The following is an 18,947-nucleotide window of genomic DNA, read 5'->3' on the forward strand; positions in this document are numbered from 1 at the left end:
GGGAATGAAGGACGCGTCCGGTTCGTTTACGCTCGAAGCGTCGATGCTGCTTCCCTGGGTGATGATGCTGACGTTTATGCTGCTCTTATTTGCTCTGTATATCTCGCAGGGGGCTCTGGTGTATTACAGTTCTTCCGTCATGACGGAGCGCGCCGCGTTCGGTTGGTCGAACTCATCTTCCGACTCGCTCACGGGCGGGTATCCAGCAGGCGAATACGATGGCCTATACTGGCGTCTGACCGACGATGCCCTCGTGCAGAGTCTGTTCGGACTCGCCTCGGGAGAGGCGGGAATACGGGTGGAGGTCTACCCGGGCATGGCGCCGGGGGAGGGGGGCTCCGCCGCGGATAAGCTTAAGAGCGCGGCTTATGCCGCTTCCGCCAAGCACCGCGTCGGCTCCGGGGAGCTGGGCTATCGGAACTTCGGCATTAAGCGCGAGATCGATGCGGAGCTCGTCAGCTCTTGGTTCTCGGTGCCGCTTGCCCGCTTCAAGGGAGGGGGGGCGGCGGATGCGAAGGTGTCCGCGCTCGTCGTGGAACCGGCGGAATTCGTCCGCTCGTTCGATTTGGTTCGTTACTATGCGGCCAAGCTGCGCAACGCCCCGGAAGGGAAGGAGAAATATCGCTCCCAGGCCGGCGAAGTCTTGAACAAGCGCAAAGCGCCGCTCGGGAAAGGGGGAGCCGAGGGATGAAAAAGGCGCGGCGACGGGGAACGTCGGGATCCGTTTCCGTCTACTTCATAGCGGCTACGGCCTCGCTGTTCCTGTTGACCTCTCTGCTCATCGATTTCGCCCGTATCGCGGCTTTCCGCAAGCAGGCCGAGCTGTCGGTCAAGTCCGGCGTGCGTTCGGCGATGTCGTCGTTCGATCCGCTCATTTATGCCAGATACGGATTGTTTATTCGGGGAGGGGAAGCCGCGAACGACGTGTTCCGAACGACGTTGGAAGGAAACTCCCCGTCGGGGGACGGGGATGCGTTTCCGTTCTTGGATACGCGCTGGGAACAGGCGGAGGTGACGGAGAGCCGGCCGCTTGCCGGCCACGACGTCTTCCGCAGGCAAGTTCTCGAAGAGATGAAGTATAAGGCGCCGATCGATCTTGCGATCGAGGTCGCTGCGCGATTCAAAGGGTTGTCGGGCACGATGAAGGAAGCGAACTGCACCGTGGACCTGCTGGAGAAGATGCGCAAAGCCTACGATCGCAGGGAGAAGGCGTTCGACGACGCGTACGACAGCCAGAAGGAGTACGGCGAGAAGGCGGAACGGAAGGCCGAATCCGCTCTTGGCTCGGCGGGAGGGGTCGCAGGGGGTTACGACGATTATGTCTCGAAGAGAGAGGAGGACAAGTCGCGAAGGGAATCGCTTAGACGATGGGAGGAGGAGAAAAGCGCAAGGCTGGACAGCGGGGAAGACCCGGAAGAGATCGAGAAGAGCAGGCCGGAAGGTCCGCGTTACGAGGCCGAAGTCGCCGCATACGAGTCTCGTGCCGTCTCGGCGGCGAGGGAGCTCGGGAAGGCGGCCGATGAAGCGCGAGCGGACTCCGACGGCTTCGTCTTCAAGGCGAAGGAAGCGCTGGGCAAAGCCAAGAGAGCGAACGAGGAGATGATGTCCATCGTGGAGCATTCGCGCGGCGCGGCCGGGACGATTGGCGGGGCGGACGAAGACGCAATGGAAGCCGAGCACCGGCAAACGATGGAGGAGCTTCGCAGGTCTGCGGAAGATTTGATTTTGCCGCCTTCTTTCTTCGAAGAGTACGAAGCCGAGATCGACCGGCAGTACGCACAGGGATTGTCTCTGGCAGGCGAAATCGGCTCCTTGTCGTCCTTGATCGGCTCAGTCCCAGGTTCAACTGGAATGGGAGCGGCGTTAAGCGCAGCGGAAGCGCGGGCGAGGGATCGTCTTTCCGAGTTTTCCGGCGACTACGGGCCGGGAGGAGGAGTCATTGCGAAGCGGCTGGAGATGTTGGAATCCCGTCGCTCCTACGACCAGGAACGCAAGCAGGAGGAAAGCAGGGCCGAATCCGAGTGGAGGAGCGCGGGAAACTTTCTCGGTTCGTTCTCCGGAAGATTAGGCTCGGACGAGGAGAAGGCAAGCTTTGAGCGGACGAGCGCGCTGTATGCAGCCAACCGGGAGTGGAATCGCTCCGAAGAGGAGGCCGGTCGAGCGCAAAGAAGCGGAGATTCTTCCCAGGGAAGAGACGAGGCGATGTCTTCGGTCAACGGTTTGCTGGATCTGCTGGAAGGAGCGGTGACGGGAGCGAGGGATCAGCTCTACTTCTCCGAGTATGCGCTTGGAAGAATGACGCATTTCGCTCCGTCGTCGGCGAAGGAATTGCTGGGCGGAGGGGAGGTTTCCCTGGATGTTCACAGTCAGGAGACCGAATACATCCTTTACGGACTGAATCATTCTTCCGGCAACATTGCGGCGGCATACGGGGAAATTTTCGCTTTTCGCCTCGCGGTCCGAACGATGGAGGGGCTGATCGAGTGCCGGGCGATGGGACATCCCTTGCTCGTCCTGGCCGCGGCCCTTGTCTACGGAATTACGCAAGCGATGGCGGATATGGGAGCGTTGCTAAGCGTCGGCAAAATCCAATTGTCAAAATACTTGAAGGTGGATACGTATTACACCGATTATTTGCGGCTGTTTCTTTTGCTGCACGGCGGAGGCGCGAATCCGACGGCAAGAACGATCGCGGTGATGGAGCACGCTTCCGGTCTCGACTTTCGCGGCGCCTATACGTATTCGAGCGGGGAAGGGACGGCATCGGTCCGATTGTGGTTTTTCCCCGGGTTGCTTAAGGCGATGGGGAAGGTTGGGAACCTGGGCGGATCGATAAAGGGGAATCGCTATGAGGCGACGTATATCGCGGATCATTCTTACGTATAGAAGGCTGCGATCGGAGCGGTCCAGCTCTGGCAGCGTGACGTTGGAGAGCGCGCTTGTCATGCCGATCTTCCTGCTGTTTATTCTGTTTTTGATCTTTCTCGCGCAGACGGCGCTTATCTCCATGGCGCTTCACGGCGCGTTGTCGCAGACGGCGAGGCAAGCGGCTGCCGCATGGTATCCGGTGGCGCTGGCGACGGACAAAGCGAGAGGGTCGGAACTGAACCGGCAGATCGAACAGTGGAACGACAAGTGGCTAAGCGTGGCCGAGTCGTTACGCGAGTACGGACAGTGGCTGCCTGCTCCGATGAATGAGTGGGCGGAGCGGGCTTCGAACGTATCGTTGTCGGTGGAGGAGCATGCCGCCAAGCTTGCGTTCGGAGAACTGATGAAGCAGTTCGCGGATCGGCGCGTGCTGAGGCTGTCAGACGTGCGGCTGACTTCCGTCGGGCTTCCGGACGTCGAGGACCGCGCCGACGCTTACTTGACCTTGGAGGCCGAATATACGCTGCCGATGCGTGTTCCTTTCCTCGGGCGAAGGCTTGTCCTCCGGGAATCGGCCAGAGAGCGGGCGTGGATCGGCGGAAGTCCTTCGACCTCCCGACAAGCCGAGGATGAAGGGGCGGGAGATCCGTTCGAGGTTTCGTTCGTATCTCTCGAGCCGAACCCGGTGAAGCCGGGGCGCAAAGCGACGCTTGTCATACGGACCGCGCCTGGAGCCGTCGTCGATCTGTCCATCCTGTACAAGAGCGGTCCGAGCCAAGCAAAAAATCTCGGAAGAGCGACCGCCGACGCATCGGGACTGGCGTCGTGGACATGGCACGTTTCCGGAAGGACGACGCCCGGCCAATGGGGCATGCAAGTATCGAACGGGGAAGGCGGAGTCTGGCAGCATTCGTTCGATGTTGCGGGCAAGACCGCGAACGAGGAGGAGAAGCGTTGAACTGGGGAGAGTGGCTCGTTGCCGGGGCGTTGTTGGCCGCGGCTTGCTGGACGGATTTGCGCAGCATGCGGATTCCGAACGCGCTGAATGCCGTCTTCGCGGCGGGCGGTTTGGCGTATCAATTTATCGCGTATGGAGGAAGCGGGTTGATCTGGGCTTGTATCGGGGCGCTATGCGGCATTGTGCCGCTGTACGCGATGAACCGTCTGGGCGGCATCGGCGGCGGGGACGTCAAATGGTTCGGGGCATTCGGCACTTGGGCGGGGCCTGCGCTGACGTTCGAGCTGCTGATGGTCTCCGTACTGGTCGGGGGAGGAATCGCCTGCGGAATTTTGGCGCTGAGGGCGCCCGGCTTGCGAACGCTGGGAAAGAAGCTGAAGTGGCCATGGGGAGAGCATCCGGCAAGCGGAGGGAGGAAAGCGAAGTTTCCTTTTATGCTGGCGGTTGCTCCCGGATTTCTGATTTTACTGGGGAAGGGATAGAAGCGAATGAAGGCATTGCCGCTATCGGTAAGGTTCGAGCAGCGCAGAGGACATGTCATGGTCGTGGAACGCGATCCGCCGTTGTCTCGCAGCGAGATCAACGAGACGCAGCTTCGCATGCTTCAGCGCTGCGAAGTTCGTTCGCTGCTTCCGCTTGAAGTGGAAGAGTGCGACGGCCGGGTCTCGCTAAGGTATTCTTTGGCCGGGACGCGGATGCTGTCGGAGGCGATGCGGGCATCTTGGTGGTCGATGAGCGAGATGATGGAGGCTCTGTGCAAGCTTGCGGATACGCTGGAGGAGTGCAGGCTGATTATGCTGGACGTCGAGCGGGTCCGGCTGCAGGACGAATTCATCTTCGCGGGGAACGAAGTTCAGGATTTGCGCTTTACTTATTTGCCTCTCGTCCTGCCTTCGCCCAACTGGAAGGACGATCTGGAGCGGCTGATCGTCAGATGGATGATGCGCGTGAAGGAGCCGGACGGGCCGATCTTCCAGCAAGTTTTGCGGTTGGTGTCCGGCGCGGAATTCATGCCGTCGGCATTGGGGCGATTAGGCAGGGCATATTTGGCCGAAGCGTCTGGAGGCGCGGCATTCTCTCCTGCCGGCGTTCGCAAGGAGGAGCCTGGCGCTCCGCCTGTTATACGGCCGAAGGCGGCAGCGCTTCAACAGGCCGAAGAAAATAAGCCGAGAAGCCGTTCGTGGGATCTTCTGCAGCCGGCTACCGAAGATCCGCAGCCGGTGTCCGAGCTGTGGGGAGAGCCGTCGCAGCATCGATACGACTCGGTAAGACAAAGGGACGAGGAGAACTCTGAAGAAGATGGCGGCGGCGAACGATTCGATCCTGCCCGCTGGCGAATCCTCGTCGTCTGCTCGGCAGTATTGTTGTTGGCAGCGGCTTGGAAGTTCGTGTACCTGGAACGGCCGGGTCAGCAGCAATTGCTGCTCTGCGTCTGCTTGACCTTGATCGCCGGAGCGGCGGCTATTCTGTTCTGGAATGGTCCGCCTATGCGGCTTGGACCTTTTCGTCGGGGAGAGGCATCTACCGAACCGGGACCGAGAGAGATCGAGGCCGCCTTCCGCAATCGATATGCGGCGGACGAAGCAAGCGGAGTCGGCCCGGGATGGTCGCCTCCGAGGTTTGCGGCGGCAACCAAGCCGCAGGAGCGGGATACGGGAGGCCCTCGTATTCCGGAGAGCGGCACGATTACGCCGGAGACGACGTGGATCTCCGGACAGGAGCGAACCGCTTTGCTGGATCGGCAGTCTTCTCCGGCAACGGAACCGTATTGCTTGGTGTGGAAGTCGAAACATGAGCAATTTCGAATCCCTCTGCGCGGCGATTCCCTCGTCATCGGACGATCCGAAGAGGCGGCCGACCATGTGGACGAGACGGACGGGATTTCTCGCTCCCATGTCGAGTTCGTGAAGGTGTCCGAGCAGTGGAAGGTGAAAGACCTGGGCTCGCGCAACGGATCGCGGCTTAACGACAAGCCGATGGCTCCCTATGAGCTGTATGCGCTTCAGCCGGGAGATTGCCTGACGCTGGCTTATTCGCAATATCGATTTCAACTGGCGGAGGGGGATTAGCCGAAACTATCGTACAACGCGCCTGGGAAGAGCGAATCCGGGAGGGAGTTAGCCGAAACTATCGTACAACGCGCTCCGGAGCAACATAAAGAAAAGCCCTAGCGGGACAAGTCCCGCAGGGCTTCTTCGAGTTTAGGGAAGGCGAACTTGAATCCGTGATCAAGCAGCTTGCGGGGCATCGCTTTCTGCCCGGTCAGCACGAGCGTGCTCATCTCGCCGAGGGCGCCGCGCAGCAGGAAGCCCGGAACCGGGAACCAGTGCGGCCGCTTCATGGCTTTGCCGAGCGCCCTGCCGAATTCGTCGTTGGACACCGGGTCGGGAGCGACCGAGTTCACGGGACCTTCGATCGACTTGTTATCCAGGCAGAACAAGATCAGGGAGACCATGTCCTGCAGATGAATCCAAGGCAAGCCCTGCTTGCCGTCGCCGATGCGTCCGCCTCCGAACAGCCGGTACGGCAGCCGGATCAGCGGGAAAGCCCCGCCTTCCCGGGCGCAGACAAGCCCAATGCGCAGCTTGACAAGCCGCTTGGCGGGAATCAGATCGGCCGCCGCTTCCCAGCGGACGACGGTCTCACCGAGGAAGTCGGCGGGCAGCGCAGGGGACGATTCGTCGAAAACTTGTTCGCCGGAGTGGCCGTACAGCGAAATTCCGGAAGCGTTCACGACAACTTCCGGCGGATAGCGCATGCGCTTCACGTGCTCGGCGATCCGCTGGGCGGCCTGCTCCCGGGAGCGGACGATCCGCTCCTTGGCCTTGTCGGTCCAACGCTGATTAATCGTCTCCCCGGTGAGGTTGACGATGCCGTCGAAGCCCGACAGGCGGTCGGGATCGGCCTCCCATTCATCCCAGGTCACGTAGCGAGGGTGGGGAAGCGCGCTGTCGTAGGACGCGGCGGCCGCCTTCTTCCTCGTGACGATCCACACTTCGTCCCCTCTCGACAGCAGGGCGTGCGTTAAAGCTTTGCCGATAAACCCGGTTCCTCCGCACAGCAACAAGCGCATGCCGCGCCCCTCCTCGGTAACGGTTATTCCTTGTCGATGGAGACGATCGTTTTCTGCTCGACCGTGCCCGCGTCTCCGTCTATTTTCTCAACGATATATTGGAATTTGACGGGAGTGTCCGGATCCCAGGAATCGACTTTCTCGGCGATTTCCGGGGTGACCTGGAATCCCGTCGGACCTTGCTCGGTCTCGATTTCGACGGAGTGGCTATCTTGAAGGCCAACGTATTTTCCCTTAGCTTCGATCCGTTCCGGAGAAGCGGACGGGCTCGGATTGTCCGAGTCGGGCGTCGGGCTCGCGGACGGACTGGCCGAGGCGGAGGGGCTGGCGGACGGAGAGGAACTCGAATTGTCGTTGCCGCTGCAAGCTGTCCCAATCAACGTCAGAGCCAGCAAGGCGGCTCCCAGTGTCATCGTCGTTCTGTTGCGTTTTTTCATCGTGTTGATGCACCTCCTAAGAGGTTAGACGAAGAATGTCGGCAAAGGTTTCGGTTTTTTCCGAACCGTCGCGGCGAATACGGTTATTTCAGCAGGTGGCTGTAAGCGGAATAGTCGATTTGTTTCTTCTCCAGGAAGCTGATGAGACTCTTATGGTCGCGAGCCGGAGTCGCGCGTATGTAGCCCTCGATGCAGTGTTCCTTCGTCACTTCGGACGCGCCGCTCTCCACGGCAATCTGCCCGATCTTGGCTGCGATGGAATGGCTTGCAATATCGCGGAATGGAGTCGGAACCGGAGACACGAGCGTCTGCAGCATTTCCTTGGACTCGGGAGTCCACAGATCGCGGCTTCGTTCCACCCAATAATTTTGCCAATCGAGCTTGGATTTCCCGTCTCTCTGCGGGAGCACCTTGAGGAATTTGCGGAACATGAAGAAGCCGCCTATGCTCATGAACAAGACGAGCACGACCGTCCAGAACGCGATGAAATAAATAAACCAAGTTGGGGTCTCACCCATAACGATCACCTCATCTTGAAATTATACCGCATTCCTAGATTTATTTCGACGTTCGCGATACAATAGGGAAATAATTGCGACAACAAGCCCCTGACATTCGGAAGGGGACGGAACGAAAGGCGAGAGGAGCCGGAAAATGTTGAAAATCGGATCGCATGTTTCTTTTTCGGACAAGGGTTTGCTAACGGCCGCGAAGGAGGCGTCCTCCTACGGATCCAGCACTTTCATGATCTACACGGGCGCGCCGCAGAACACCCGAAGGAAGCCGATCGAGGACCTGTACATTCCGCAAGGTAAAGAAGCGATGGCGCAAGCCGGCATCGGAGAGATCGTCGTGCACGCCCCTTATATCGTGAATCTGGGTTCTTATAAGGAAGATACTTATCGGTTGGCGGTCGATTTCCTTCAGGAGGAGATTCGCCGGACGCACAGCATCGGCGTCAAGAACATCGTGCTTCACCCCGGCGCGTATACGGAGAAGGACCCCGAATACGGCATCGCGCGCATTGCCGAAGGGCTGAACGAGGTGCTGGAAGGGACCAAGGAGACGGACGTGAACATCGCTCTGGAGACGATGGCGGGCAAAGGCACCGAGATCGGCCGTTCCTTCGAGGAGCTGGCGCAGATCATCGAGCGCGTCCGGCTGAACGAGCGTTTGACCGTCTGCATGGATACTTGCCACATTCACGATGCCGGCTACGATATTGTGGGCGACATCGACGGCGTGCTGCGCAAATTCGACGACATCGTCGGCCTTGACCGGATCGCGGTCGTGCACGTCAACGACAGCAAAAATCCGCTCGGAGCGGCGAAGGACCGTCATGCTCCGATCGGCTCCGGCTGGATCGGATACGAGGGGATCGCGGGAGTCGTCGGCCACGAGCTCTTGAAGGGCAAGCCTTTTATTCTTGAGACGCCGTGGATCGGCAAAAACGAACGCCCGATGTACGAAGCGGAGATCGCGATGCTCAGAGGGGACGCCGAAGAGAGATTCGGAGGCGAGTTCATGGTCGACGTCGAACGGCTGCACCATTTCTTCGATAAAGTCGGCATCGATTCCCGCCTGTACGTGCTGAGCACGTGGGAACTGCTGAAGTCCGACGCCAAAGCGAGAAAAGCCGACCCTCGCGAACCGATGGAGCGGCTGTACGACATGCTGCTGGAGAATCGCGTGTTCCCCGAAGATTACAGCGAAGAAGCGGTGAACCATCGCTTGCTCGCGTACTTGGCGGGCGAAGATTGGCTGTCCCAACAATAACTTTCCTGCCTGACTGCAGGCAGCGTCCATAAGAGAGGTAGAAGAAGAACGATGAGTCACACTTACCAGACGCAAGGAAACAAACGGCAGGATGACAAGAGCGTGCGGGCCCGCATGCTCATCTCCTGTCCGGACAAGGCGGGAATCGTCGCGGCGGTGTCCCAGTTCCTGTACGAGCAAGGAGCGAATATCGTCCAGTCGGATCAGTATACGATGGACCCGGAGGGCGGCATGTTCTTCATGCGGATCGAGTTCGATCTGCAGGAACTTGAGCAGCGCCTGCCTTCGCTTCAAGAGGATTTCACCCGCGTCGCCGATCGCTTCTCGATGAGATGGAGCGTTTTTCGCGCGGCGCGCCGCAAAAGAATCGCGGTGTTCGTCTCCAAGGAGGACCACTGCTTGCTGGAGCTGCTCTGGCAATGGCAGGCCGGAGACCTCGACGCGGAGATCAGCATGGTCATCAGCAACCACGAGGACATGAGAGGCATCGTGGAATCGTTCGGCATTCCGTATCACTACGTGCCGGTCACGCCGGATACGAAAGCCGAAGCCGAGCAGAAGCAGCGCGAATTGACCGCCGGCAAGGTGGACCTGATCGTGCTCGCCCGCTACATGCAGATCGTGTCCCCGAAATTCATCGAGCAGTACCACAACCGGATCATTAACATCCATCACTCCTTCCTTCCGGCATTTGTCGGGGGCAAGCCATACCAGCAAGCTTACAATCGCGGGGTTAAGCTGATCGGAGCAACGGCACACTATGTAACGGAAGAGTTGGACGGAGGCCCGATCATCGAGCAGGACATCCAGCGCGTCAGCCATCGCGACAACGTTACCGAGCTGAAGCGGATCGGACGCCACATCGAGAGAATCGTTCTGGCTCGCGCCGTGAAGTGGCATGTGGAAGACAGACTGCTCGTCTATCAAAACAAAACCGTCGTGTTCGTGTAAGACAATGTGCCATTAACGAAAACCGCGTGTTACAATCAATCGAGCGCTAACTGTACGACTGCGGCGCAATCGCCGGCAGCGTACGCGAATAGACAAGAGGAGGGTTCTGTTTCATGACAGCCAGCACGAAAACGATCGATCAATTATCCGTAACGACGATCCGCACGCTTTCCATCGACGCGATCGAGAAAGCGAAATCCGGCCACCCCGGCATGCCGATGGGAGCCGCCCCGATGGGGTATCAATTGTTCGCCAAATCGATGAAGCATAATCCGTCCAATCCGCAATGGATCGACCGCGACCGGTTCGTTCTGTCCGCGGGCCACGGTTCGATGCTGCTCTACTCCCTGCTGCACTTGAGCGGGTACGATCTCCCGATCGAAGAGTTGAAGAACTTCCGTCAATGGGGCTCCCTGACTCCGGGGCATCCCGAATTCGGCCATACGGCCGGCGTAGACGCGACGACAGGCCCGCTGGGCCAAGGCATCGCGATGGCCGTCGGCATGGCGATGGCGGAAGCGCAGCTGTCCGCTACGTATAACCGCGACGGCTTCGAGGTTATTAATCACTTTACATACTCCATCTGCGGAGACGGCGATTTGTCCGAGGGCGTCGCCTCGGAAGCCGCTTCGATGGCCGGCCATCTGAAGCTGGGCAAGCTGGTCGTCCTGTACGATTCCAACGATATTTCGCTCGACGGCGAGCTTAGCCTGTCGTTCTCCGAGAACGTCGGCCAGCGCTTCGAAGCGTACGGCTGGCAATATCTTCGCGTAGAGGACGGCAACGATCTCGACGCGCTGAGCAAGGCGATCGAAGCCGCGCAAGCGGAGCTGGGCAAGCCGACGCTGATCGAAGTGAAGACGGTCATCGGCTACGGCTCCCCGAACAAGGGAGGCAAGGGCGGCCATGCAGGTCCGCACGGTTCCCCGCTCGGAACGGACGAAGCGAAGCTGACGAAGTCGTTCTACGAATGGCCTCACGAGGAATTCCACGTGCCCGAGGAAGTGCGCGCTCATTTCGCGGCGATCAAGCAAGCGGGCGAGCAGGCGAATGCGGCTTGGGAAGCTCAATTCGCCAAGTACAAAGCCGCCCATCCCGAGCTCGCAGCACAATTCGAGCAGGCGCTGTCCGGTGCGCTGCCGGAAGGCTGGGACGCGGATCTGCCGGCGTACTCCACGGAGGACAAGCCGCTGTCCACGCGCGTCGCTTCCGGCAACGCGATCAACGGCCTGGCCAAGAACGTGCCTTATCTCGTAGGCGGCTCCGCCGATCTGGAGAGCTCGACGATGACGCATATGAAGGGACTGTCCGTCTATAAGCCGGGCAGCTACGACGGCCGCAACATCTACTTCGGCATTCGCGAATTCGCGATGGCCGCGGCGATGAACGGAATTATGCTGCACGGGGGCTTGAAAGTATTCGGCGGCACGTTCTTCGTGTTCACCGACTACCTGCGTCCGGCCGTTCGTCTGGCGGCTCTGATGGGCTTGCCGGTCGTATACGTTCTGACGCACGACAGCATCGCGGTCGGCGAAGACGGCCCGACGCACGAGCCGATCGAGCAGCTCGCTTCGATCCGCATCATTCCGAACCTGACGGTTATCCGTCCTGCCGACGGGAACGAGACTTCCGCGGCATGGGCGTATGCGCTGCAGAACCGCGACAATCCGGTCGCGCTCGTACTGACTCGTCAGAACCTGCCGATTCTCGAAGGCACGGCAGCTTCCGCCCGCGACAATATCGCCAAGGGCGGCTACGTGATCTCCGAAGCGGCGAACGGCCAGCCTCAAGGCATTCTGATCGCGACGGGCTCCGAGGTGCAGCTTGCGGTCGCTTCCCAGAAAGCGCTGGCCGAGCAGGGCATCCACGTCCGCGTTGTGAGCCTGCCGAGCTTCGACCTGTTCGAGAAGCAGGACGCGAGCTATAAGGAAAGCGTGCTGCCGAAGGCGATCAAAGCCCGTCTGGCGATCGAGATGGCGCATCCGTTCGGATGGGAGCGTTACGTCGGCGATAACGGAGCGGTGCTGGGCATCTCCACGTTCGGAGCTTCCGCGCCGGGAGACCGCGTCATTAAAGAGTACGGATTTACGGTCGACAACGTCGTTGCCGAGTTCAAAAAATTGGTATAATACAGACAAGGGAGCTGGAGAGAAACGATGTCGCAGTTCAACAATGTATCCGTAGTCAAGAAAGCCAACGTGTATTTCGAAGGCAAAGTCACGAGCCGGGCGGTTCTGTTCGAGGACGGAACCAAGGTTACTCTGGGCATCATGCTCCCGGGCGAATACGAATTCGGCACGGCGCAGAAGGAAATCATGGATATTCAAGCGGGAGAGCTTTCCGTGCTGCTTCCGGGCAGCGACGAATGGTTGGACATCTCCGAGCCGACGAAGTTCGAAGTGCCGGCCAACTCCAGCTTTAAGCTCAAGGTCAAGACGGTAACGGATTACATTTGCTCGTATCTCGACTGAGCGAATTCCGATAACGCCGGACAACCACTGCCGCCGAAGCAAGCGGCGGTGGTTGTTTTGCGTGAGCGCCGTATTCGGGTGTGGAGGCTTTAATGATGAAAAAGAGACTGTTGGATTTCGTCATGCTCGCGGCGGGAGCGCTTCTGTTCGCGCTCTCGATCAATCTGTTCGCGATTCCGAACGAGTTCGGCGAAGGCGGCGTAACCGGGGTTACGATCATCCTCTATTATTTGTACGGGTGGTCGCCGGGCCTCGTCAGCCTGATTCTGAATTCGTTCCTGCTTATTGTCGGGTATAAATTCCTTGACCGGACGACCGTGGCGTATACGGTAATTAGCGTGCTGCTGCTGTCCCTGTTTCTGTATTTGACGGAAGGCATGCGCATCGAGTCCCATGAGATCGTCGTGAACGCGATTTTCGGAGGGGTGATCGGCGGAGCGGGCATCGGCATTATCGTCCGGGCGGGCGGAACGACGGCCGGTTCGGTCATTCTGGCGCGGATCGCGCACAAGTACCTCGATTGGAACGTCAGCTATGCGCTGCTGTTCTTCGACCTGCTCGTCGTGTTCGGATCGTACTTCATTATCGGTGCCCAGGCGGTCATGCTGACGGTCGTCATGCTGTACATCGCGACGAAGGTGATGGATTTCATTATCGAGGGGCTTAATCCGAAGAAGGCGGTTACGATCATCTCTGCGGAGCATGCGAAGATCGCCGACCAGGTCAATACGCTGATGGATCGGGGAGTGACGGTGCTGCACGGCCACGGATACTATACGAAGGCCGAGAAGCAGATTCTGTACATCGTCATCAGCAAGCAGGAGCTGAGCGTGCTCAAGCGCATCGTGAAGGCGATCGACAAGAACGCGTTCATCACCATTCACGACGTACGCGACGTGTTCGGGGAAGGGTTTATTGAATTGTCGAAATAAAAACGGAAAAGAGCATCCGCTCGCCTGGGGATCCAAGCGTACGGATGCTCTTTTTCACACAACGGGCGGTCATTCCTGAGCCGCGATATAATCTTGAAGCTGAAGGCGCTGATACAGCGGCAGGCCCGACAGGAGGCAGCCGTACTTGAAGGCGCCTTGCTTGCGTTCGATACGAATGATCCGGGCGGTCATCGGCGGAAGCTGCGATTCCTGCAGGAAGTGGATGACGATGAACATATCGTTCTCCAGCGGAAATTCCGATTCGATCTGGAGGCCGTCCTCCGACAGGTCGAGCAGGCGGCCGCGAACGGATTGTCCGCGAAAGCCTCCGTCGCCTTCCCATTGATAGACGGACATCATAAGCGGAATGTCCAGCGGAACCCGCGTTTTCTTGCGGCGGTCCGATCCTTCCGAGTGGGCCGGAGCATCCGCCGGAAGCGCGGCTTCGAGAGCCGCCGCGGAAGGTTCGCCGATCTTCCGGCCGATCCAGCTCTCGTACACGCGCGCAAGAGCCGCAAGATCGAGCTCGCCGTATCCGGCGGCTTGTCCGAGCTGGAACAGGCTCTTGGCGGACTCCAGCATCGGGGTCGAGACGCCGAGCGTGTCGGTCAGAACCGACGACAGCTTCAAGTCCTTCAGCATGAGCTCCAGCGAGAACTGTACGCTGTAGTCCTCCTCGATGATTTTCCTGCCTTTCAGATCCGCTTGTTTGCTGGCCGCTCCGCCTCCTTGCACGACGCGGAGGAAGGCGGATGCGTCGATGCCGCTCTTGGCGGCGATCGCCATGCCTTCGATCAAGCCCGCGGCGTTGATGCCGACGATCGTGTTATGGGCGAGCTTGGCGTTCGCGCCGCTGCCGCTCGGTCCCATATAGATCACTTCCCGCCCCATGGCCAGCAGCAGCTCCTCATGCTCGGCAACCGTCTTCCTGTCTCCTCCCGCCATGAAGAGCAGCGTGCCTTCGATGGCGGCCGGCTTGCTGCCGGTGACCGGCGCGTCGATGAAATCGCTGAACCGGTTCGCGGCTTCGGAGGCGAGCCGCCTGGCAAGCGCCGGAGAGATCGTGCTGCTGTCGATGATCGCCGTGCCGGGCTTCAACGCTTGAAACAGACCGTTGTCTCCGAAGTACACTTCTTCGATCGCCTGGTCGTTGCTGATCATCGTGATGACGACGTCGACGCGCTTGGCAATCTCGATGGGAGTAGCGGCGACGTCGGCTCCGAGTTCAACCAGGCGGTCGGCTTTGCCCGGAGTGCGGTTGTAGACGAGGACGGGATAATCTTTACGCAGCAGATTGGCGGCCATCGGCTCTCCCATCGTGCCGAGGCCGATAAATCCGATCGATTTCATCTGAATCGTCTCCTTGTTCGATATATGTCTCTATTATCCCGTTCTTTCGCCGTTAGCGGAAGAGTTCGACTGCAATTCGCCAAAATTCTTTTCGCGAGAGGTGGAAATGAAATTCCAAAAGTGATATCATATAAATATCAAATAAATATTAGAGATGGAGTGGTGCCCCTATGACGACAACGAAAGCTTGGCATGTGAACGGATTTCTGGCGCTGCTGCTGGCGTTGGCATCTATTGTCGGAAGCGTGGTTCTGTTCGTCAATGCCGGCTCGGAGACGAGCGGCTTCCCGGGCGCTGAGCCTGAAGTAAACGGCTGGTTCATTGTCGGGGGAATTGCGCTGATACTCGTGTTCATCGTTTTGCTGACCTCGCTGACGATCGTGCAGCCCAATCAGGCGAAAATCATTACGTTTTTCGGACGGTACAAGGGGACGATTACGGAGAGCGGCCTGTGGCTGGTCATTCCGTTTACGGGCAAGACGAAAGTATCGCTGAAGGTGCGCAACTTCAACAGCCAGACGCTGAAGGTGAACGACGCGGAAGGCAATCCGATCGAGATCGGCTGCGTCGTCGTGTTCAAGGTCGTCGATACGGCGAAGGCGGTATTCGACGTCGACAACTACAGCAAGTTCGTGGAAGTGCAGAGCGAGACGGCGATCCGGCATATCGCGGCTCATTACGCCTACGACACGTTCAACGACGAGCAAAAGACTTCGCTTAGAGGGAACGCGGACGAGGTATCGCAGGAGTTGACGCGCGAGCTGCAAACCCGGCTTTCCCTTGCGGGCGTCCAGGTGCTTGAGACGCGGCTTACCCATCTGGCGTACGCGCCCGAGATTGCCAGCGCGATGCTGCAGCGGCAGCAGGCGATCGCGATTATCGCGGCGAGACAGAAGATCGTGGAAGGGGCCGTGACGATGGTGGAATCCGCGCTCCAGCAGCTGAAGGACAACGGAATCGAGCTGGATGGGGAACGTCGCGCAGCGATGATCAACAATCTAATGGTCACGATCGTATCCGACCGGGCGGCGACGCCCGTGATCAACACGGGTACGATGTACGGGTAACGTACGATGGCGAGGGAAAAGAAGGCGTTCCCGCTGCGGCTGGACGCCGAAATTCACCGCGCGGTGGAGAGGTGGGCGGAGGACGAGTTCCGCAGCGTGAACGGGCATATCGAGTATCTCCTTCGCGAGGCGCTGCGCAGGGCCGGAAGACTCCCGACGGGGAACCGGCAAGCGCCGCCGGACTCTTCTCCGGACAATACGGAACCATAAATCGGAGTCTGCTTGCATCCATCGGGGATGGCAAGCGGGCTCCTCTTTTTTTAATCCAAATAGACGGTATCGTAAGGGTGCTCGATCGTGAGTCGCCGGAATTCTCCGGGCGTCAGCTTCAAATAGTGGCGGAAGATTTTGCCGAAATAGCTTGGGCTGTCGAATCCGCAGCGGGCTCCGACCGACTGGATGCTGGCGTCGGTTCTTCGCAGCATCGTCACCGCGGCTTCGACTCTTCTTCGCTGAAGATAGGCGAGCGGCGAGTCGTTCTCCTTCCGCTGGAACAGTCTGCACAGGTAGGAGCGGGAGACGCCGCAGTGCGCCGCGATGTCTTCGAGCGAGAGCGGACGCGCGAAATTGTCGCGCATGAATCTTTTCGCCTGGCGGATCGCCGGATGTATGCCCGTTTCCTTGGCGGCGTAATTCGCGTCCGGCCGAAGAAGGGAGAGCAGCCACCTGTACAGCAGAACGGAAAGCTCCGCCGGATCCGACAATCGATCGACGGATACGGCGCGGTACATCTCCCAGAAAAGCGCGAGCGGCTGGGATTCGGCCGACAGCCGGACGACCGGCCCCTGCTTCTCGACGATTCTGTCCCACATGCGAAGCACGTCTTCCCCGCAGGCGTTCAGCCAGATAAAGGCCCAAGGCTGCGTGCCCTCGGGAGGGTAGTAGTACCGCTGCTCGCTCGGCACCCGGACGAGAAAGCCGCTTCCGACAGGAACTTCCCAGGTCTGTCCGTCGGTGTCGACGCGGCCCTCCCCGCTTAACGTGTATTGGAATATCACGTGACCCTTGTCGCTGCGGACCCGGCAATCGTTGCCGTAGCCGGCTTCGGCGTCCGTCGTCCAGCCGAGCGAATCGAGCGTCATATAGGGCAAAGCTTCGGAAGGGCGAAAGGCGAATGATCCCGGCTGCAGCATGATGAATTCTCCCGGATAACATTTTTTTATTCATTATACTATATGAACCGAAATATAAGGGATATTTCATTTTCGATTCCGATCATTGTGGTCAATATCGTTATAGAAAAGTGGAATATGTTCAGATTGTCGCCGGTATACCCGCTTGATAAGATAGAGCCATCTTCAATATGCGATCCACGAAGGAGCCTCGATGGGAATGACAGATCATCAACCGCAGTTTCAAACACGCTGTATCAGCTCGCTGGCGAAAGTGTTCGCCGACGAGGCTTTGTCGGAAGCGCCCCGCAATCGCGGGACGGCGCTATGGTCGGAGACGTATGCTTTTCAGGTCGCGTATCGTTCCGCCAGCTCCCTCTATCCGCTGCGCGTCGTCGTATCGTCCGAACTCGCGCCGTGGACGATCGTACGTTCCGTCGGCTTGTCCCCTTCCGAGCTGCCAACGTTCGCGCATTCGGACGATTATGTGCTGAGAAAGGCGCCGGGCTTGTATCCGGATCCGCTGTATCCGCTTCCCGAGGCCGGCTTGCGCGCCTATCCGGGGCAGTGGAGAACTCTGTGGGTTACGGTCGAGCTGCCGACAAGAGCGGCATGGGAAGCGGCGGCAGGTTCTTCCGGTTCCGAGGACGTTCGTGCGTTTGCGCTGGACATCCGGTTCGAGGACGAAGCCGGAACGTCTCTGGGCAGTGAGCGATTTGTGTTGGACGTTCTCCCTGCCGAACTGCCTGAGCAAAGACTTATTCATACAGAATGGATGCACTGCGATTGCTTGGCCGTCTACTATAGAACGGAAATTTTCGGAGAGAAGCATTGGGAACTGATCGAGCGCTATGTGGAAAACGCGGTTCGGCACGGCATGAACATGCTGCTCACGCCGCTGTTTACGCCTCCTCTGGATACGGAGATCGGAGGGGAGCGGCCGACCGTCCAACTCATCGACGTCGAGCGAACGCCCGAGGGGGGATACCGCTTCGGCTTCGGCAAGCTGCTCAGATGGGTGGAGATGTGCGACCGCGCAGGCATTCGCTATCTGGAATTCTCCCATCTGTTCACCCAGTGGGGAGCGAAGCACGCGCCCAAGATCGTGGCGACGGTTACCGAAGGCGGAGAGACACGGGAGCAGCGAATTTTCGGCTGGGAGACGGATGCGGCAGGCGAGTCCTACCGCCACTTCCTGTCTCGGTTTCTGCCTGCGCTCGACGGCTTCATTCGCGAGCATAAGCTGGAGGACAGAAGCTACTTCCACGTCTCCGACGAGCCGAACCTGGAGCAGCTGGAAGATTACCGGAGAGCGAGCGCCATTCTGAAGGAGCACCTGGGGGCGTATCCTTTTATCGAAGCATTGTCGGATTACGGCTTCTACGAGCAAGGCCTCGTGCCGGTTCCGATTCCGGCCAACGATCATATCGACAAGTTTCTGGAGAACGGGGTTCCAGGGTTGTGGACGTATTACTGCTGCGGGCAATCGGTCGACGTGTCCAACCGTTTCTTCAACATGCCGTCGGCGCGCAATCGGATTTTGGGTTATCAGCTCTACAAGTACGGCATCAAGGGTTTCTTGCAGTGGGGCTTCAACTTTTGGCATACGCAGCATTCCCGGGAAGCGATCGATCCGTACCGGGTGACGGATGCAGGAGGCGCGTTCCCTTCCGGCGACGCGTTCGCCGTGTACCCGGGAGAGGAAGGTCCGCTCGATTCGATTCGCTGGGAAGTGTTCCGCGAAGCGCTGCAGGATCTGAGAGCCTGCGAGCTGCTTGAATCGCTGGCGGGACGCCAGGAAGTGCTGGAGCTGCTCGACGCGGGATTGCCGGAGCCGATCACATTCCGCAATTATCCTCGGGAAGCGTCCTGGCTGCTGGCCAAACGGGCGGAGATTAACGAACGGATTGCCAAGCTGGCCGGTGTATAACCCCTTTTCGACCATAGCTCAG

At 59.2% G+C, this 18,947-nt stretch carries 18 protein-coding genes and 1 pseudogene; 13 read left to right on the forward strand and 6 right to left on the reverse strand.

The features are described 5' to 3' along the window. Positions 1–4 precede the first annotated feature (4 nt). From B0G52_RS13670 to B0G52_RS13685, 5 genes are read left to right on the forward strand one after another with little or no spacing between them, the layout of a single operon-like run. The gene (locus B0G52_RS13670; protein WP_094045148.1) at positions 5–691 is read left to right on the forward strand and encodes a hypothetical protein; all 687 of its coding nucleotides are present in this window, start codon (positions 5–7) and stop codon (positions 689–691) included. Continuing rightward, positions 688–2,886, forward strand: coding sequence for a hypothetical protein (locus B0G52_RS13675; protein ID WP_094045150.1), 2,199 nt, complete (start codon positions 688–690; stop codon positions 2,884–2,886). Before B0G52_RS13670 ends, B0G52_RS13675 begins: the two co-directional genes overlap by 4 nt. Beyond that, positions 2,849–3,826, forward strand: a complete 978-nt coding sequence (locus B0G52_RS35260) for a TadE/TadG family type IV pilus assembly protein (RefSeq protein ID WP_143762558.1) — start codon at positions 2,849–2,851, stop codon at positions 3,824–3,826. Before B0G52_RS13675 ends, B0G52_RS35260 begins: the two co-directional genes overlap by 38 nt. After that, positions 3,823–4,308 (forward strand): A24 family peptidase, encoded by a 486-nt coding sequence (locus B0G52_RS13680; protein ID WP_158223704.1) that lies wholly within the window; start codon positions 3,823–3,825, stop codon positions 4,306–4,308. Before B0G52_RS35260 ends, B0G52_RS13680 begins: the two co-directional genes overlap by 4 nt. Positions 4,309–4,314: 6 nt before the next feature. Beyond that, positions 4,315–5,895, forward strand: coding sequence for a DUF6382 and FHA domain-containing protein (locus tag B0G52_RS13685; RefSeq protein WP_094045154.1), 1,581 nt, complete (start codon positions 4,315–4,317; stop codon positions 5,893–5,895). A 98-nt stretch (positions 5,896–5,993) separates the two neighbouring features. On the opposite strand, the gene B0G52_RS13690 is transcribed toward B0G52_RS13685, so the two are convergent. The 3 genes from B0G52_RS13690 to B0G52_RS13700 form a co-directional block, all read right to left on the reverse strand. Further along, entirely contained in the window at positions 5,994–6,899 is a 906-nt protein-coding gene (locus tag B0G52_RS13690) for a TIGR01777 family oxidoreductase (protein ID WP_094045156.1), read from the reverse strand. Between the two features lie 23 nt (positions 6,900–6,922). Next, positions 6,923–7,336, reverse strand: a complete 414-nt coding sequence (locus B0G52_RS13695) for a hypothetical protein (RefSeq protein WP_094045158.1) — start codon at positions 7,334–7,336, stop codon at positions 6,923–6,925. Positions 7,337–7,419: 83 nt separating this feature from the next. Further along, positions 7,420–7,854, reverse strand: coding sequence for a DUF2621 family protein (locus B0G52_RS13700; protein ID WP_094045160.1), 435 nt, complete (start codon positions 7,852–7,854; stop codon positions 7,420–7,422). Positions 7,855–7,990: 136 nt separating this feature from the next. Between B0G52_RS13700 and B0G52_RS13705 the strand changes: the two genes are divergently transcribed. From B0G52_RS13705 to B0G52_RS13725, 5 genes are all read left to right on the forward strand, one after another. Beyond that, the gene (locus tag B0G52_RS13705) at positions 7,991–9,112 is read left to right on the forward strand and encodes a deoxyribonuclease IV (protein ID WP_094045162.1); all 1,122 of its coding nucleotides are present in this window, start codon (positions 7,991–7,993) and stop codon (positions 9,110–9,112) included. Positions 9,113–9,163: 51 nt separating this feature from the next. Then, positions 9,164–10,063: a formyltetrahydrofolate deformylase gene (gene purU / locus B0G52_RS13710; RefSeq protein ID WP_094045164.1), complete on the forward strand. Its 900-nt coding sequence runs from the start codon at positions 9,164–9,166 to the stop codon at positions 10,061–10,063. Between the two features lie 113 nt (positions 10,064–10,176). Continuing rightward, a complete protein-coding gene (tkt, locus tag B0G52_RS13715; protein WP_094045166.1) occupies positions 10,177–12,192 on the forward strand; it encodes a transketolase in 2,016 nt (671 codons plus the stop codon). Positions 12,193–12,219: 27 nt separating this feature from the next. After that, on the forward strand, positions 12,220–12,534 hold the full coding sequence (gene ppnP / locus B0G52_RS13720; RefSeq protein WP_094045168.1) for a pyrimidine/purine nucleoside phosphorylase: 315 nt from the start codon (positions 12,220–12,222) through the stop codon (positions 12,532–12,534). Positions 12,535–12,629: 95 nt separating this feature from the next. Further along, a complete protein-coding gene (locus B0G52_RS13725) occupies positions 12,630–13,466 on the forward strand; it encodes a YitT family protein (protein ID WP_094045170.1) in 837 nt (278 codons plus the stop codon). 69 nt (positions 13,467–13,535) lie between these two features. On the opposite strand, the gene B0G52_RS36165 is transcribed toward B0G52_RS13725, so the two are convergent. Together B0G52_RS36165 and B0G52_RS13730 are read right to left on the reverse strand one after the other, a co-directional pair. Beyond that, a complete protein-coding gene (locus tag B0G52_RS36165) occupies positions 13,536–13,952 on the reverse strand; it encodes a PilZ domain-containing protein (protein WP_255407495.1) in 417 nt (138 codons plus the stop codon). Beyond that, positions 13,935–14,816 (reverse strand): annotated as a pseudogene (locus B0G52_RS13730) (NAD(P)-dependent oxidoreductase); the annotation flags it as partial. The pseudogene B0G52_RS13730 and the gene B0G52_RS36165, both read right to left, overlap by 18 nt. A gap of 170 nt (positions 14,817–14,986) precedes the next feature. Here B0G52_RS13730 and B0G52_RS13735 point away from each other — a divergent pair. Next, positions 14,987–15,883: an SPFH domain-containing protein gene (locus B0G52_RS13735; protein ID WP_094045174.1), complete on the forward strand. Its 897-nt coding sequence runs from the start codon at positions 14,987–14,989 to the stop codon at positions 15,881–15,883. Positions 15,884–15,889: 6 nt separating this feature from the next. After that, positions 15,890–16,093 carry a type II toxin-antitoxin system antitoxin gene (locus B0G52_RS13740; RefSeq protein ID WP_094045176.1) on the forward strand — a complete coding sequence of 68 codons (204 nt, stop codon included), beginning with the start codon at positions 15,890–15,892 and terminating at the stop codon, positions 16,091–16,093. Between the two features lie 50 nt (positions 16,094–16,143). Here B0G52_RS13740 and B0G52_RS13745 read toward each other — a convergent pair whose 3' ends face one another. Continuing rightward, positions 16,144–17,016 (reverse strand): AraC family transcriptional regulator, encoded by an 873-nt coding sequence (locus B0G52_RS13745; RefSeq protein WP_094045179.1) that lies wholly within the window; start codon positions 17,014–17,016, stop codon positions 16,144–16,146. Between the two features lie 199 nt (positions 17,017–17,215). Between B0G52_RS13745 and B0G52_RS13750 the strand changes: the two genes are divergently transcribed. After that, the gene (locus tag B0G52_RS13750) at positions 17,216–18,925 is read left to right on the forward strand and encodes a DUF4091 domain-containing protein (RefSeq protein WP_094045181.1); all 1,710 of its coding nucleotides are present in this window, start codon (positions 17,216–17,218) and stop codon (positions 18,923–18,925) included. The last annotated feature ends 22 nt before the right edge of the window (positions 18,926–18,947 follow it).

This window comes from Cohnella sp. SGD-V74 (assembly GCF_003001675.1).
Taxonomy (GTDB): Bacteria; Bacillota; Bacilli; order Paenibacillales; family Paenibacillaceae; genus Cohnella.